The 13,473-nt window shown below is 66.3% G+C and carries 13 protein-coding genes; 5 read left to right on the top strand and 8 right to left on the bottom strand.

Going from position 1 to position 13,473, the window contains the following annotated elements; all coding sequences use genetic code 11:
• Positions 1-292 precede the first annotated feature (292 nt).
• The 4 genes from ACFTSA_RS16600 to ACFTSA_RS16585 all read left to right on the top strand — a co-directional run bounded on the left by ACFTSA_RS16600 (position 293) and on the right by ACFTSA_RS16585 (position 4,286).
• Positions 293-1,798, top strand: coding sequence for a glyceraldehyde-3-phosphate dehydrogenase (locus ACFTSA_RS16600; protein ID WP_377952667.1), 1,506 nt, complete (start codon positions 293-295; stop codon positions 1,796-1,798).
• A gap of 8 nt (positions 1,799-1,806) precedes the next feature.
• Positions 1,807-2,832: a 6-phosphofructokinase gene (locus ACFTSA_RS16595; protein ID WP_377952666.1), complete on the top strand. Its 1,026-nt coding sequence runs from the start codon at positions 1,807-1,809 to the stop codon at positions 2,830-2,832.
• A 21-nt stretch (positions 2,833-2,853) separates the two neighbouring features.
• Complete coding sequence (locus ACFTSA_RS16590) at positions 2,854-3,447, top strand: histidine phosphatase family protein (RefSeq protein ID WP_377952665.1); 594 nt, start codon at positions 2,854-2,856, stop codon at positions 3,445-3,447.
• 125 nt (positions 3,448-3,572) lie between these two features.
• The gene (locus ACFTSA_RS16585) at positions 3,573-4,286 is read left to right on the top strand and encodes a hypothetical protein (RefSeq protein WP_377952664.1); all 714 of its coding nucleotides are present in this window, start codon (positions 3,573-3,575) and stop codon (positions 4,284-4,286) included.
• A 97-nt stretch (positions 4,287-4,383) separates the two neighbouring features.
• On the opposite strand, the gene ACFTSA_RS16580 is transcribed toward ACFTSA_RS16585, so the two are convergent.
• A complete protein-coding gene (locus ACFTSA_RS16580) occupies positions 4,384-5,154 on the bottom strand; it encodes a DUF2382 domain-containing protein (protein WP_377952663.1) in 771 nt (256 codons plus the stop codon).
• Between the two features lie 331 nt (positions 5,155-5,485).
• On the opposite strand from ACFTSA_RS16580, the gene ACFTSA_RS16575 reads away from it, so the two are divergent.
• A complete protein-coding gene (locus ACFTSA_RS16575) occupies positions 5,486-7,645 on the top strand; it encodes a transglycosylase domain-containing protein (RefSeq protein WP_377952662.1) in 2,160 nt (719 codons plus the stop codon).
• 20 nt (positions 7,646-7,665) lie between these two features.
• Here ACFTSA_RS16575 and ACFTSA_RS16570 read toward each other — a convergent pair whose 3' ends face one another.
• The 7 genes from ACFTSA_RS16570 to ACFTSA_RS16540 are packed head-to-tail and all read right to left on the bottom strand — an operon-like array spanning position 7,666 to position 13,449.
• A complete protein-coding gene (locus ACFTSA_RS16570) occupies positions 7,666-8,397 on the bottom strand; it encodes a GAF and ANTAR domain-containing protein (protein WP_377952661.1) in 732 nt (243 codons plus the stop codon).
• Positions 8,398-8,439: 42 nt separating this feature from the next.
• Positions 8,440-8,787 (bottom strand): hypothetical protein, encoded by a 348-nt coding sequence (locus ACFTSA_RS16565; protein ID WP_377952660.1) that lies wholly within the window; start codon positions 8,785-8,787, stop codon positions 8,440-8,442.
• A 59-nt stretch (positions 8,788-8,846) separates the two neighbouring features.
• Entirely contained in the window at positions 8,847-9,632 is a 786-nt protein-coding gene (locus ACFTSA_RS16560) for a DeoR/GlpR family DNA-binding transcription regulator (protein WP_377952659.1), read from the bottom strand.
• A gap of 52 nt (positions 9,633-9,684) precedes the next feature.
• Positions 9,685-10,365, bottom strand: a complete 681-nt coding sequence (locus tag ACFTSA_RS16555; RefSeq protein ID WP_377952658.1) for an SDR family NAD(P)-dependent oxidoreductase — start codon at positions 10,363-10,365, stop codon at positions 9,685-9,687.
• On the bottom strand, positions 10,362-11,639 hold the full coding sequence (locus ACFTSA_RS16550) for an exo-alpha-sialidase (protein ID WP_377952657.1): 1,278 nt from the start codon (positions 11,637-11,639) through the stop codon (positions 10,362-10,364). Before ACFTSA_RS16550 ends, ACFTSA_RS16555 begins: the two co-directional genes overlap by 4 nt.
• Before the next feature lie 3 nt (positions 11,640-11,642).
• Positions 11,643-12,419 carry an HpcH/HpaI aldolase/citrate lyase family protein gene (locus ACFTSA_RS16545; protein ID WP_377952656.1) on the bottom strand — a complete coding sequence of 259 codons (777 nt, stop codon included), beginning with the start codon at positions 12,417-12,419 and terminating at the stop codon, positions 11,643-11,645.
• Between the two features lie 40 nt (positions 12,420-12,459).
• Complete coding sequence (locus ACFTSA_RS16540) at positions 12,460-13,449, bottom strand: aldo/keto reductase (protein ID WP_377952654.1); 990 nt, start codon at positions 13,447-13,449, stop codon at positions 12,460-12,462.
• Between the last annotated feature and the right edge of the window lie 24 nt (positions 13,450-13,473).

Below are 13,473 nucleotides of genomic sequence, written 5' to 3'. Positions count from 1 at the left end.
CCTGATCCGCAACCGGACAACACCCACCCACCACACAACCGCCCGCAAACACTCCACCCGCACAGAACACGCCCTCGAAGCCCTCGGCGCCACCAGCATGGCCCTCATGTTCGCCACCACCACGTAACCCGGCGCAGCTCACAGCACGCCCTACCCAAACGGGTTGTAAAAACCATCCTGAATTAGCGTTTCCCCTACCCAAAGATGGCAGGACGATGGATATCAAGCCCCTCTCAGACCATTTCAGGAGCTGAAGCGAAGAACAGACCCACCCTTTTGGAAAGGCAGCACGATGCTAAAAACCTCAGATTCTTGTCTTGATGCCTGGATGGGCCGGGAGGCCCTTGCCGAGGCCATGATCCCGGTGATCGGCCGGCTGTACCGCGAAAATAACGTGGTGACGAGCATCCATGGCCGCAGCCTGATCAACAAGTCCACCATGAGCATCCTGAAGGCCCACCGCTTCGCGCGCCGGATCAGCAAGGACGAACTGCCCCTGGAAGAGACGGCCCCGCTGCTGAACACGCTGGCACAGCTGGACCTGGGCGCCGCTGCCATCGACATCGCCCGCCTGAACCAGAAGTTCAAGTCCGACGGCGGGGGCATGGTTTTGGAGGAATTCCTCCGCGCCGAACTGGCTGAGGTAGTGGGCAAGGGCGGGGCCGGCAGCCGCGCCAGCACCGACGTCGTGCTTTATGGCTTTGGCCGGATCGGCCGTCTGGTGGCGCGCCTCCTGATCGAACAGGCGGGCGGCGGCCACGGCCTGCGACTGCGCGCGATCGTGGTCCGGCGCGGCTCGGACAACGACCTGACCAAGCGTGCCAGCCTGCTGCGCCGCGACTCCGTTCACGGCTCCTTCGAGGGCACCATCCGCGTTGACACCGAGGCCAACACCATCACGGCCAACGGCGTGCAGATCCAGGTCATCTACTCGGACAACCCCGCCACCATCGATTACACGGCTTACGGCATCAACGATGCCATCCTGGTGGACAACACCGGCCGCTGGCGCGATGCCGAGGGCCTCGGCCAGCACCTTCTGAGCAAGGGCGTGGGCCGTGTCCTGCTGACCGCGCCCGGCAAGGGCGAGCTGAAGAACATCGTGCACGGCATCAATCACCGCGATATCACCGCTTCGGACCGGATCATCACGGCGGCCTCCTGCACCACCAACGCCATCACGCCCGTCCTGCAGGCGCTCAACGACCGGTACGGAGTGGTCCACGGCCACGTCGAGACGGTCCACTCGTTCACGAACGACCAGAACCTGATCGACAACTTCCACAAGGGCGACCGGCGGGGGCGTTCGGCCGCGCTGAACATGGTGATCACCGAGACCGGTGCCGCCAAGGCCGTGGCGAAGGCGCTTCCCGAGTTGCAGGGCAAGCTCACCGGCAGCTCCATCCGGGTCCCCACGCCGGACGTGTCCATGGCCATCCTGAACCTCAACCTCGAACGGGGCACCACCAAGGACGAGGTCAACAACTACCTGCGCGGCATGGCCCTGAACTCGGACCTGCGCAAGCAAATCGACTACATCGACTCCCCCGAGGTGGTCTCCACCGACTTCGTCGGCTCCCGTCACGCCGGCATCGTCGACGGCCTCGCCACGATCGCCAACGGCAAGAACCTGGTGCTCTACGTCTGGTACGACAACGAGTTCGGCTACAGCTGCCAGGTGGTCCGCGTCATGGAGGAAATGGCCGGCGTGAACCGGCCGTCGTTCCCCGCCGCGGATGTGGTTGAGGAGGCGATGTCGGTGCTTGCCGCCGTGGAATCGGCCACCCCTGCGATTTGAGTCGAAAAATGAAAATTGGAATCCTCACCAGCGGCGGCGACTGCCCCGGGCTGAATGCGGTTATCCGCGGCGCCGTCCTGAAGGGCATAGCCATTCACGGCCACGAGTTCGTCGGATTCCGCGACGGCTGGCGCGGTGTGGTGGAGGGTGACATCATCGAACTCCCCCGGACCATGGTCCGGGGGATCGCCAAGCAGGGCGGCACCATCCTTGGCACGTCGCGGACCAACCCGTTCGAGAACGGCGGTGGCCCGGACGTCATCAAGGCCCATATGGAACGGCTGGGCATCGACGCCATCATTGCCATCGGCGGCGAAGGAACCCTTGCGGCCGCCCAGCGTCTGACGGATGCCGGGCTGAAAATCGTGGGTGTTCCCAAGACCGTGGACAATGATCTCGATGCCACCGATTACACCTTTGGCTTCGACACCGCCGTGCAGATCGCCACCGAGGCCATCGACCGGCTCCGGACCACCGGCGAGTCGCACCACCGCTGCATGATCGCCGAGGTCATGGGCCGTCACGTCGGCTGGATCGCGCTGCACTCCGGCATGGCTGCAGGTGCCCACGCCATCCTCATTCCGGAGCAGAAGGTCAGCGTCATGCAGATCGCCCAGTGGGTGAAGGAAGCCCATGCCCGCGGGCGCGCACCGCTGGTGGTCGTGGCCGAAGGTTTCGTTCCGGAGCACATGCAATCGCCGTACTCCGAGCGCGGGCTGGACACCTTCGGCAGGCCGCGGTTGGGCGGGATCGCCGACCAGCTGGCCCCGGAAATCGAAGCCCGGACGGGCATCGAAACCCGCGCCACCATCCTGGGCCACATCCAGCGCGGCGGCGTCCCCTCCGCCTTCGACCGCGTCCTGGCCACCCGCCTGGGCATGGCCGCCGTCCACTTGGTGGTGGAGGGCCTCTGGGGCACCATGGTTGCCCAGAAGGGAACGGACATCGAACACGTGGGCTTCAAGGAGGCCCTGGGCCAGCTGAAGGTTGTTCCGCGGAAGCGCTACGACGAAGCCGCCGTACTGTTCGGCTGAGCTGGCACGCTCTCGGGCACAATGGAAGGCATGACCCTCACGACTTTCGCCCTCATCCGCCACGGCCAGACAGACTGGAACGCGCAGCGCAGGCTGCAGGGATCCAGCGACATTCCGCTGAACGACGTCGGCCGCAGGCAGGCGCGCGACGCCGTCGCCGTGCTGTCCGGTCAGGAGTGGGACACAGTCGTATCGTCGCCCTTGAGCCGCGCGGCTGAAACCGCAGAACTGATCGCCGGCGGCCTGGGGCTCACGGTGGCCCGGCACGTGCCGGAGCTCGCCGAGCGCAGCTTCGGACCCGCCGAGGGCCTGCAGGCCGGCCCGGAACTGGAGGCACTGCGCATCCCCGGCGGCTTCCGCGGGGCAGAGAGCGACGACGAGGCGGCTTCCCGGGGCCTGGCCGCCCTGGAAGCACTGGCCGAGGAGTTCCGTGGGCGCCGCGTTTTGGTCGTAGCGCACGGCACGCTCCTCCGTCTGAGCCTCAGCCGCGCCATCGGCAGCACCCTGCAAAGCATCGACAATGCCGTACTGAACCTGGCCCACCACCATGCCGTCGACGGCTGGCAGCTCGAATACTTCAACGGCGAGCGGGTCGTGGAAGCCGCCCACAGCTGACGAAAGATTGATGCTGCCTCTGTCCCCGGCGGCCGGACAGGACTACCTTTCTCCTATGGACCGGGCAAGCAACAGGTGCACCGGGCCACATAAAGGTTTCTACTCAACGAGGAGTGGGACGGGCCATGAAGCCGAGAACCATCGTATTGGGGATCATCGTCCTGTTGCTGGTCGCTGGCGGGGCGGCATTTTTTTACTTCAACAATTTGCGGGCCGGGGCTGCTGACTACAGTCCCCAAATCACCCCGGCGGATTTCACGACGAAAATTACCAACAAGTACTTCGCGCTGCCAGCCGGAAAGAAGATGACCTACGGGGCCGGCGGCGACAGGATCGAAATTGAGATCCTGAAGGAGACACGGGTCATTGAGGGCGTCGAGACTGTCATCTACCTGGACAAGGAATTCAAGAACGGGCAGCTCGTCGAGGAGACCAGGGACTACCTGGCCCAGCACAAGAACGGTGACGTGTGGTACTTCGGCGAGGACGTGAATAACTTCAAGGACGGTCAGCTGCGGGATCACTCGGGCAGCTTTATCCACGGCCAGGACGGCGCGAAGGCCGGCATCTGGATGAAGGCCGAACAGCGCGTGGGCGACACCTACCGGCAGGAGTATTACCCGGGCCATGCCGAGGACATGCGGGACACCATCGCCACCGGCCAGACCGTCACCACGAAAATGGGGACCTACACAGGCTGCGTCAAGGTGGACGACTGGACGCCGCTGGAGTTGAACTCGCGGGAGCACAAGTACTACTGCCCGCAGGTGAGCTCGATGGTCCTCGTTGAGGAGGCAAACGGGAAACGGTCAGAGCTCACCAGCGTTGACCTGCCGTAGCGTCCCTCGGTTCGTCCCTCCGGGACCGAGGCGGGCAGGGCGTGACTGCAGAGCGCGAAAGCCAGGGCCGGCAACCGGCCCTGGCTTTCGAATTCTGCTACCGCCGGACGTCGTCCATGCCGTCGGTTTCGATGCGTTCCTTCCGGACTTCCTCATCGACGGTCACTTCATCGGTCACCGTGTCCTTTTCCAGGCGGACGCGCTCAACAGGGACGGTCTCCTTCTCGATCACGGGACGCTCCTCGTGAAGAGTCACCTCGTGCTCCTCCTCGCTGATATCAGGACCGGACAAGGCCGCCCCGCGGTTCGCGTCCGTGATGGGCTCGCGCTCGATCCGGACCTCTTCGCGCTGTACCGGAACGGTCTTGGTGACGTTTTCGGTGATGACGTACTTGCGAAGCCTGGCCCGCCCGGCGGCCTGCCTTTCCGTACCGACGTTCAGCCGCTCCTCGGACCGGGTCATCGCGCCATCGGTGGTGGGACCGGACGTGTCACGTCCAACGGTTCCGGCGGCGTCTCCGCGGGTTCCCGTTTCCGTGTAATTCCGGTGCCCGTCGAGGCCGTAGTGGCCGAAGAGCCGGTCCTCTTCCGAGGGTTCGAGGTGGCCGTCAGTGTCCACCCTGGGTGCGTCCTTCACCTGGTCCTTGGTGTACGGAACCACGACATCGTCGCCTTCAAGACGGGCGCCCTGCAGCGGGACAAATGATTCGGACGTCCCAAACAGGCCCGTCTTGACTGTGACCCAGGTCGGCTGGCCATCGGCGTCGTCTGCGTAGACCTGGCCTACGGACCCGATCTTGTCCCCGTCTGCAGACAGGACGTTTCCGTTGCGCTGCAGCAGGCCATCAATATTTTCCGTGGTGAGCATGGCGTCTCCTTGGATTTCAAATCCTTTGGGGGTTCGCAACGCCTCCCTGCAGGACGCTGCACTCGAATACGATAAGCATGCTTAGCATGGTGTTGGCAAGCATACTTATTAATTTCCCGGAACGATGGCCTTTCGCCTTGTGGAGGAAATAGGACGTGTGCGTTCGTCGGCAGGAGCACTGCGGAACATCGATGACCCGTATACCGAGGTTGGGGCCTTCCTCTCTGAGCAGCCAGGCGCCGGCCGTTCTTTTCGACCGGACCCGCTCTGGCCCGGCCGACGCGTGAAGCGTATTCTGGAGACACGCTTTTTTGGGGTGTGAACCGCAGTGATGGTACGCAGAAGCTTGGCAGCTCGATCGCACACGGCCCTGGCAAGGTTGCTCGGGTTCGTGGTCCTCAGTTGCGTCTGCGGCGCCCTCGTTGCGGCCTACTTCGTTCCCCAAATCGCCGCTGCCGGTGCCGCCGTGAACGGCTCGCTCAACTTCTACAAAGGCCTGCCGTCCGACCTCGCCGTGCGGCCCCCGGCGCAGACCACAAGGATCCTGACCTCGGACGGGAAACTGATCGCCTCGTTCTATGAGGAAAACCGGGTGCGGGTGCCGCTGAAAGAGATGTCGCCGTACATCAAGGACGCCGTGGTCGCCATCGAGGACAGCCGCTTCTATGAGCACAGCGGCGTCGACCCCGTGGGTGTGCTGCGGGCGCTGGTGACCAACGTATCCGGCGGGGACCGGCAGGGGGCCTCCACGCTGACCCAGCAGTACGTCACTAACGTGGCCAATGAATCAAAAGTTGCCGCCGGACGCGAGGACGAGGTGGTCCTCAGCGGCGAGAAGACAATTGGCGACAAGGTGCGGGAAATGAAGCTCGCCATCGAGCTGGAGAAGAAATTCACCAAGGACCAGATCCTCGAGGGCTACCTCAACATCGTTTTCTTCAACCGCAACGCCTACGGCATCGAGGCTGCCGCGCAGCACTTCTACAGCGTTCCGGCCAGCAAGCTCAGCCTCCCCCAGGCCGCCATGCTGGCAGGGCTCGTCAACAGCCCCAGCCGCTACGACCCCGTGACCAATCCGGAGAACTCGCTCAAGCGGCGCAACCTGGTTCTGGACGCCATGCTGGCCCAGGACAAGATCACCCAGAAGCAGCACGACACCGCCGCCGCCAGCGGCTTGGGCCTGAAGCTCCGGAGCTCCAAGCAGGGTTGCGCCGCCGCGGCCATGGCCCCGTACTTCTGCGACTACGTGTCCCATCTGATCCTCAACAACCGTGCATACGGCGCCGACACCGAAGCCCGGGAGCAGAAGCTGTTCCGGGGCGGCCTCACCATTACCACCACCCTGGACAGCCGGCTGCAGGCGGCGGCCCAGGCCCAGGTGAACTCCACGGCAGGGGCCAACCCGGCCAAGTGGGGTGCTTCGCTGCTGACACTCCAGCCGGGCACCGGCAAAATCCTGTCCATGGCGCAGAACACGGTGTTCCTCCCGCTGCCGGGCAAGTTCGACACCCAGCTGAACTTCAACGTGGACGCCAAGGACGCCAACGGCAACGACCTCAACGGTGCGGGCGGGTTCCAGCCCGGATCCACCATGAAGCCGTTCACGTTCGCTGAGTGGCTGCACCAGGGACGGAAGATCACCGACGAGGTGGACGCCTCCCGGCGGGAGTACCCCCTGGGATTCCGCTGGCGGGACTCGTGCGCCAAGGTGGTTGGCGGCTACAGCAGCAAACAGCGCGCCGCCGGCCTTGAGGCTGCCGACGATCTGCAGAACGCTTCGGAAGGCTACTACCGCAGGATGCCCGCCAACTACGGGCTGTACAACTCCATCAACACGGCCACCTTCGCCGAGGTGGCGCAGCTGGACATCTGCGGCATCCAAAAGATGGTTGACGCCGTCGGCCTGCACAGCGGCCTGGACGGGTCCGGGATCAACATGCACCAGCTGGGCAACGTGCTCGGCGGAACCGCAGTGTCACCCCTGACCATGGCCACCGCCTTCGCCACCTTCGCCGCGGACGGCCGCTACTGCGCACCGATAGCCATCCAGCGCGTGACTGATTTCAGCGGGCGGGCGTTGGCCAGCCAGCAGCCCGCGTGCCGGAACGCCGTGGAGCCGGATATTGCCCGCGGTGTGAACTCGGTCCTGCAGGACGTGCTCAAAAAAGGTTCAGGCGTCTACATCAACCCCAAAGTCCAGAGCAAGGTCCCTGTGGCGGCCAAGACAGGCACCAACAACAGCAACGGCGCCACCTGGGTGCTGGGCTACACCAGCGGCATCGTCACCGCATCCTTCTTCGGTGACGCACTGAACGGCCAGAAACGGCCGGGCAGGAACATCACCGTCAACGGCAAGCATTACGACCGGATTGACGGCTACATGATCGCCGGACCGCAGTGGGCCAACTACATGCTGAAGGTGGCCAAGATGTATCCGGCCAAACCGTTCCCCAAACCGCCGGCGTCCATGATCGGCAAGGGCGGCAAGTAGCGTAGTGGCAGGCTGAAGGCCTAATCGAAGTGTGTCTCGACACCTGATCCGGAGAGCCTGCCCAGGAGTTCCACGGCCACGTCGCGCAGCTTCCGGTTCCGGTTGCTGGAGACTTTGGCCAGGATATCCATCGCTTCCTTTTGCGAGCACCTGTTCTGCGCCATGATGACGCCGCAGGCGACGTCGATCGCAGTCCGGCTCTGCATCGCAGCCTCAAGGTTCTGCGCCCGGGTCTGGGCGGACTCGATCCGCACTGACAGGTGCAGGGTGCGGCTGGCCAGCACGCCGAAACCGACCGCCCTGTCGAAGAGCTCGGGCGTGAACAGGCCTGGCGCAGGGCCGAAGAAGTTTATCGCCGCACTGGCACCCTCCCCGATGTCCAGGGGAACGCCCAGCGTCGTATACACGCCGTGGTGAGCCAGCTGCTTCTGGTATTCCGGCCACCGGTCGTCCGTGCGGACATCGTCCAGAAGTTCGGGGGCCATGGTGAACAGCGCCCGGATGCAAGGACCGTCCCCGACGGCCTGCTCGATCTGGTCCAGCTCCACTGCCCGGGGGCTGCTTCCGGCCACAGTGGCGGTGTGCCGGTGCCGCTTCAACGTCACGGCGCACTCGATACCGTGACCCGCCAGACCGGTGAGCGTGGAAGCGGCAAACGAGGCCAGCCCGTCGAGGAAGCCGTCAACGCTTTCGGCGCCAATCAGGATGTCCTGCAGCTGGAGGACGGCCGAATCTTCGCTCGCTTCAGTCATTCCACAATGCTAAGCGCCAAAGGAGCAATATGTACCTCGTCCCTAAGCTGCCTGCGGCGTCCCGAAGAGTTCTGCGGCGAGACGCAGCAGGTGCTCCGGGATGCTGGTGTCCTTGCCCTTGGCGTCGCGGCCAACGATAACCGCCGGGCCGCGGGCGGCGCCTGCAAGGTCAAGGCCGCAGTCGTGCATAAGTTGGCCGGCGCGGAGGTTCACCGGCAGATTGGCCGAGGTCCCCTCGGCGTTCAGGTAAAGGTGCCAGTCACCCCGGGCGACGGACTCGAAGTCGCCCCCGAGCAGGTCCTTCAGGCTGTCCGCCCCTTCCACAGGTACAACCCGGAGAGGTTCGCCCAGGCGGGGCGGGACTATCAGTGCGGTATGTGTAGTGCTCATCTTTGGTCATTCTTTATAACAACCGCGCGCCCCCCGCTGTTCCCGTCAGGCGGCCGTCCCTACGCCGAAGCCTGCTGCTCTACTGGAACCAGCTGCACCTTCACCCCTGCCTCCCGGAACAGCGCCACCTGGGCCGGGTCTGCGCCGGAATCCGTCACCAGGGTCCACGGCTGGGCAAGCTTTGCCCAGGCGTGGAAGGGACGCTTCCCCAGCTTGCCGGAATCGGCCAGGACGTAAACCGCGTCGCCGCGCCGGGCCATAAGCTCCTTCAGCCTGGTCTGCGCATGGTCCGCCTCGCAGAGCCCGTCGTCGGCGGTGACGGCGTCCGCGCCCAGGAACACGCGGTCAAAGCTCATGCGCTCCAGGGTGGCCTCAGCGAGGGGACCGACGAACGTCTGGCTCACGCCCCGCAGCCGGCCGCCGAGGCAGTCCACCTGGATCCCCGGCGAGTCGGCGAGTTCCTGCAGGGTGTTGATTCCCGGCGTGGTGACGGACAGGTTTTCCCGGCCACGCAGGGCGTGCGCCAGGGCACCGACGGTGGAACCGCCGTCGAGCAGGAGGTTCTCGCCGTCCTTCACCTCGGCCGCAGCCCAAGCCGCGATGGCGTGCTTTTGCTCGTACGCCACGCCGGTCCGCTGCCGCAGGGACGGTTCCGGGTGCGCCCCCAGCGCTACGGCCCCGCCGTAGGTCCGGGCCAACTTCCCCTGTTCGTTGAGGTGCGCGAGGTCGCGCCTGATGGTGGAGGCGGTGACCCGGAAATGCCGCGACAGCTCCTCCACAGACGCCAGCCCTGTGGTGACGGCGAGGTGGTAGATCTCTTCGCGCCTGGCTTTGGCGGTGGTCATCTGTAGCTCTCCTTTGCTGTCACCATCGTAGGGGTCCGGTCCGTCCCAAGCCTTACAGCGAAGCGCCGCCGCAGATCACGTAGTTCTGGCCCGTGATGGACTTTCCGTGCGGACCGAGCAGGAAACCGGCGAGCGCTGCAACGTCCTCGGGGTCCACGAGCCGGCCCAGCGCCGGCAGCTTCGGCGGCGTGGCCGCCCGTCCGGGGTCCCCCAGCATGGGTGTGTCCGTGGGTCCCGGCGACAGCACGTTCACGGTGATGCCGCGCGGGGCAAGCTCCTGCGCCCATGTCCGGCCCATGCCCATCAGCGCCGCCTTCGTGGCCGCGTACTGGCTCTTGCCCGCCTCGCCCGTGGAGGTCCGGCTGCCGATCAGCAGCACGCGGCCGCCGTCGGGCATCCGCGGCACCACCTCGTTGGCCAGCGCACTGGCCGCCCCCACATGGACGGCGAACATCCCCGCGAGCGCCCCGGGGTCCAGCTCGCCCAGCGGGGCGGTGCGCTGGTATCCGGCGGCGTGCACCAGCCCGTCCGCCGGGTCAATCCCGGCAACGGTTTCCGCCAGCGACGACGGGTCGGACAGGTCCGCGCGCAGCCACCGGAAGCCGGGCCCCAGCGAGGTCTCGCTGCGGCTCAGCCCGGTGACCGTCCAGCCGTCGGCCAGCAGCCGCTCGGCGATCGCCTTGCCGATGCCGGAGCTGCAACCCGTAACAACCGCATGGCGGGAACCGGTCATTGTGCGTCGCCGGCTTCGTTGTCCCCTCCGGGCGTCGTGCTGCCCTCGTAGGCCCACTGCGGATCCACGCGGACATACTTGATGGCCTGCCGGAAGTAGGTGTACGCGATGTTCAGCGCACTGTCGGGGCCCTGGTGGATGGACGGGTAGGAGTATTCCCTGTTCAGGCCGTCGCGGGAGTTATTGGAGAGGCAGTAGCCGTCCCCCACGTCGAGGTTGCGCCGGATGGGCCAGCTGCGGCCCGAATCCTCGGAGAGGGCCAGCGTCATGGGCGAGCGCGGCGTTCCCCAGAAGGCGCGCCGCCCGCCGTCGTCAGTCCCGTCGCCAACAGAAGGGGAAGGTTCGGCGGGCTGGCCCTGTTCGGCGGCCAGGCCGTCGTCGTCAATCTCGTCGTAGAGCGAAAGGCGCCGTTCGGTGTTCTCCTCCGCGCGGCTGTGGTTGTAGACCAGCGCCAGGCGCCCGTCGGCGAGCGCCGTGAACTGGATGGAGGAGTTGTTGTTGGGCAGCTCGGTGGGGACGGGTTCGCTCCAGGTGGTGCCGTCGTCGGGGGAACGGGATTCATAGATCGAGTCTGCCCAGCGGCTGCGGAACAGCGCCAGCAGTGAGCCGTCGGCCACGGGCTGGATGTTCATGTGGACACAGCCCAGGCTCCCCGGCAGGAGGTGCTCGCTCCAGGAGGCTCCGCCGTCGTCGGAAATCATCACGGCACTGTCGTCGCTGTTGCCCACCCACTTCTCCCCCGGCGTGGTGATGCAGCGGAAGATCGGGATGATCAGGCGGCCGGACGGGAGCAGCACCGGCAGCTGCCGGACAAACACGCCGCCCGTTTCGTTGGCGGGGAACAGCGTTTCCACCGGCCCCCAGGTGCGCCCGCTGTCCGTGGAAGTACGACGGCGGACCTCCGCCGTGTCCTGGTTGCCGGCCTTTTGCGCGGTGTACAGGAGCCAGAGCGTTCCGTCCTGGCCGGCAGAGCCCGGCACGGTGAACAGGATCGGGTTTTGCTCGGAGCGGGTGGAGTCGTCCGACAGCTGCTGGGCCGGTGACCACTGGCTGCTTCCCGGCTCCAGGGTGGAGAACCAGATGGAGATGTCCGGCACGCCCTCCTGCGTCCCGCCGAACCACACGCAGCCGAGGCGGCCGTCGGGCAGGGTCAGCAGGTTGGCGGCATGGCTCTGCACGGTGGGCGCCGGCAGGTAGGCGAAGTCTGCGCCGTCCGCACGTTTCACGGCGCCGTCGGGCGTGATGGTGCTGTAGCCGGCGTTGGTGGTCTGCATGCCTCAGCCCTCCGACCTGGCGGCGGCCAGGTGCGCCTTGGCAGCCAGCTCCAGGTGGGTCAGGTCCGACGCGACGGTGGTGAACGTGTAGCCCTGGCGCAGCCGCTGGGCGGCGATCTCCCCGGCAGCGGTGTGGATGCCCGCGGCGATGCCTGCCGAGGCGGCAGCTTCGGCAATGGTTTCCAGCGCTGCGTTGAACTCGGCCTCGATGGCGGGGTCGCCCGGGAAGGCACCGCCGACGGCGATGGCCAGGTCCGAGGGGCCCACGTAGATGCCGTCCAGGCCGGGCGTCGCGCAGATCTCCTTCACGTTGGCCAGCCCCTCGGGCGTCTCGATCATGGCGAAAACCAGGGTGGCGGCGTTGGCTTCGGCGGGCACGGGTCCGATCCGGAGGGCCGAGCGCATGGGCCCGTAGGACCGGCCGCCCAGCGGCGGGTACTTGGCCGCCGCGACGGCCGCGGCGGCGTCGGCGGCGTTGTTGATGAGCGGGACGATCACCCCGACGGCGCCGGCGTCGAGCGCCTTGCCGATTGCGGTGAAGTCGTTGGCCTCCACCCGCACCATGCCGACGGCGGTGTGCCCGGCGTCGATGGCCATCAGGCCGTTCAACACGCCGGAGTAGCCGAGCAGCCCGTGCTGCGCGTCCAGGGCGACGTAGTCGTAGCCGAGCCGGCTGATGCGTTCCGTGGCGACGGGCGCGTCCAGGACTGCCCAGTAGCCGACGGCCTGCTCGCGGGCGCGGACCTTGCGGGCGAATTCGGTAGCGAGTTCAGATGTCATGTGGTGTCTTCTGCCTTCAGTTCGGGAAATCAGCGGGGAATCAGCGGTTGTAGGCCGGCATGGGACCGCGGAGCCCGGAACCGACGGCGTCGCACGCGGCGGTGACGTCCTCGGGCAGCGGGCCCTTGGCTACGGCGGTGATGTTGGAGCGCAGCTGCTCCACCTTGGAACCGCCGAGCAGCATCGAGCCGACGCCGTCCCGGTAGGCGAGCCAGCGCAGGGACAGCTCGGCGAGGCTGATTCCTGCGTCCGAAGCGATGCCGGCCAGGGCGTTGACGGCGTCGAACAGCTGCTTGTCCCAGTAGCGCTGGGTGTACATGGCGGCCAGCTTGGAATCACCGAAGCGGCCCTCCGATGGCTTGGCTTCGAAGCTGTGCTTGCCGGTGAGCAGGCCGCCGCCCAGCGGGTTGTAGACCATGGTGTGGACGTTGTGCGTGGCGGCGAACTCGAGGTATTCCTCCTCCACCCGCCGGGCCACCAGGTTGTAGAGCTGCTGCGCCACGACCGGGGCGGGCGCACCCACCTCGCGGGCCACATGGATCACGTCGGCAATCTGCCAGGCCGCAAAGTTGGAGACGCCCAGCGCCCCGATCTTCCCTTCCGCCGTCAGTTCGGCCACGGTGCGCAGGGTGTCCTGCAGCGGGGTGGCCCGGTCCGGCTGGTGCAGATAGAACAGGTCGATGCTGTCCACGCCGAGCCGGCGCAGGCTGCCTTCCACGCTGCTGCGCAGCCCTTGCGGGGACAGCGGCGAGTGCTGGCCGTGATCGGCGTGCGGCATGCCGGCCTTGGACGCGAGTATGACCTCGTCGCGGCGCCCCTTGAGAAGACGCGCGAGCATTTCCTCTGTCACGCCGCCCACGTAGGCGTTGGCGGTGTCGATCGTGGTGATGCCGGCGTCGAGCGCCTCCTCCACCATGCGTCCGGCGGTGGCCTCATCGGCCGTGTCGCCGAACGTCATGGTGCCCAGGACCAGCCGCGAGATGGGAAGCTTCAGTCCTTCCACCGGGGTGCCTTCTGGCTGCTTGCTCATGCGTTGATTCTCCGTGGTTGCAGT

It is taken from the genome of Arthrobacter sp. NPDC057013, assembly GCF_042674585.1.
In the GTDB taxonomy this organism is placed as follows: Bacteria; Actinomycetota; Actinomycetes; order Actinomycetales; family Micrococcaceae; genus Arthrobacter.
The sequence above is the reverse complement of the archived record's forward strand: the minus strand, read 5'-3'. Positions and strand labels throughout refer to the sequence as shown.

What these genes read in the sequence shown, in the direction of transcription:
- ACFTSA_RS16595 (WP_377952666.1), top strand. Translation starts at nt 1,807, where the DNA reads ATGAAAATTGGAATCCTCACCAGCGGCGGCGACTGCCCCGGGCTGAAT.
- ACFTSA_RS16580 (WP_377952663.1), bottom strand. Translation starts at nt 5,154, where the DNA reads ATGCTCACCACGGAAAATATTGATGGCCTGCTGCAGCGCAACGGAAAC.
- ACFTSA_RS16560 (WP_377952659.1), bottom strand. Translation starts at nt 9,632, where the DNA reads ATGACCACCGCCAAAGCCAGGCGCGAAGAGATCTACCACCTCGCCGTC.
- ACFTSA_RS16550 (WP_377952657.1), bottom strand. Translation starts at nt 11,639, where the DNA reads ATGCAGACCACCAACGCCGGCTACAGCACCATCACGCCCGACGGCGCC.
- ACFTSA_RS16555 (WP_377952658.1), bottom strand. Translation starts at nt 10,365, where the DNA reads ATGACCGGTTCCCGCCATGCGGTTGTTACGGGTTGCAGCTCCGGCATC.
- ACFTSA_RS16565 (WP_377952660.1), bottom strand. Translation starts at nt 8,787, where the DNA reads ATGAGCACTACACATACCGCACTGATAGTCCCGCCCCGCCTGGGCGAA.
- ACFTSA_RS16570 (WP_377952661.1), bottom strand. Translation starts at nt 8,397, where the DNA reads ATGACTGAAGCGAGCGAAGATTCGGCCGTCCTCCAGCTGCAGGACATC.
- ACFTSA_RS16545 (WP_377952656.1), bottom strand. Translation starts at nt 12,419, where the DNA reads ATGACATCTGAACTCGCTACCGAATTCGCCCGCAAGGTCCGCGCCCGC.
- ACFTSA_RS16590 (WP_377952665.1), top strand. Translation starts at nt 2,854, where the DNA reads ATGGAAGGCATGACCCTCACGACTTTCGCCCTCATCCGCCACGGCCAG.
- ACFTSA_RS16585 (WP_377952664.1), top strand. Translation starts at nt 3,573, where the DNA reads ATGAAGCCGAGAACCATCGTATTGGGGATCATCGTCCTGTTGCTGGTC.
- ACFTSA_RS16540 (WP_377952654.1), bottom strand. Translation starts at nt 13,449, where the DNA reads ATGAGCAAGCAGCCAGAAGGCACCCCGGTGGAAGGACTGAAGCTTCCC.
- ACFTSA_RS16575 (WP_377952662.1), top strand. Translation starts at nt 5,486, where the DNA reads ATGGTACGCAGAAGCTTGGCAGCTCGATCGCACACGGCCCTGGCAAGG.
- ACFTSA_RS16600 (WP_377952667.1), top strand. Translation starts at nt 293, where the DNA reads ATGCTAAAAACCTCAGATTCTTGTCTTGATGCCTGGATGGGCCGGGAG.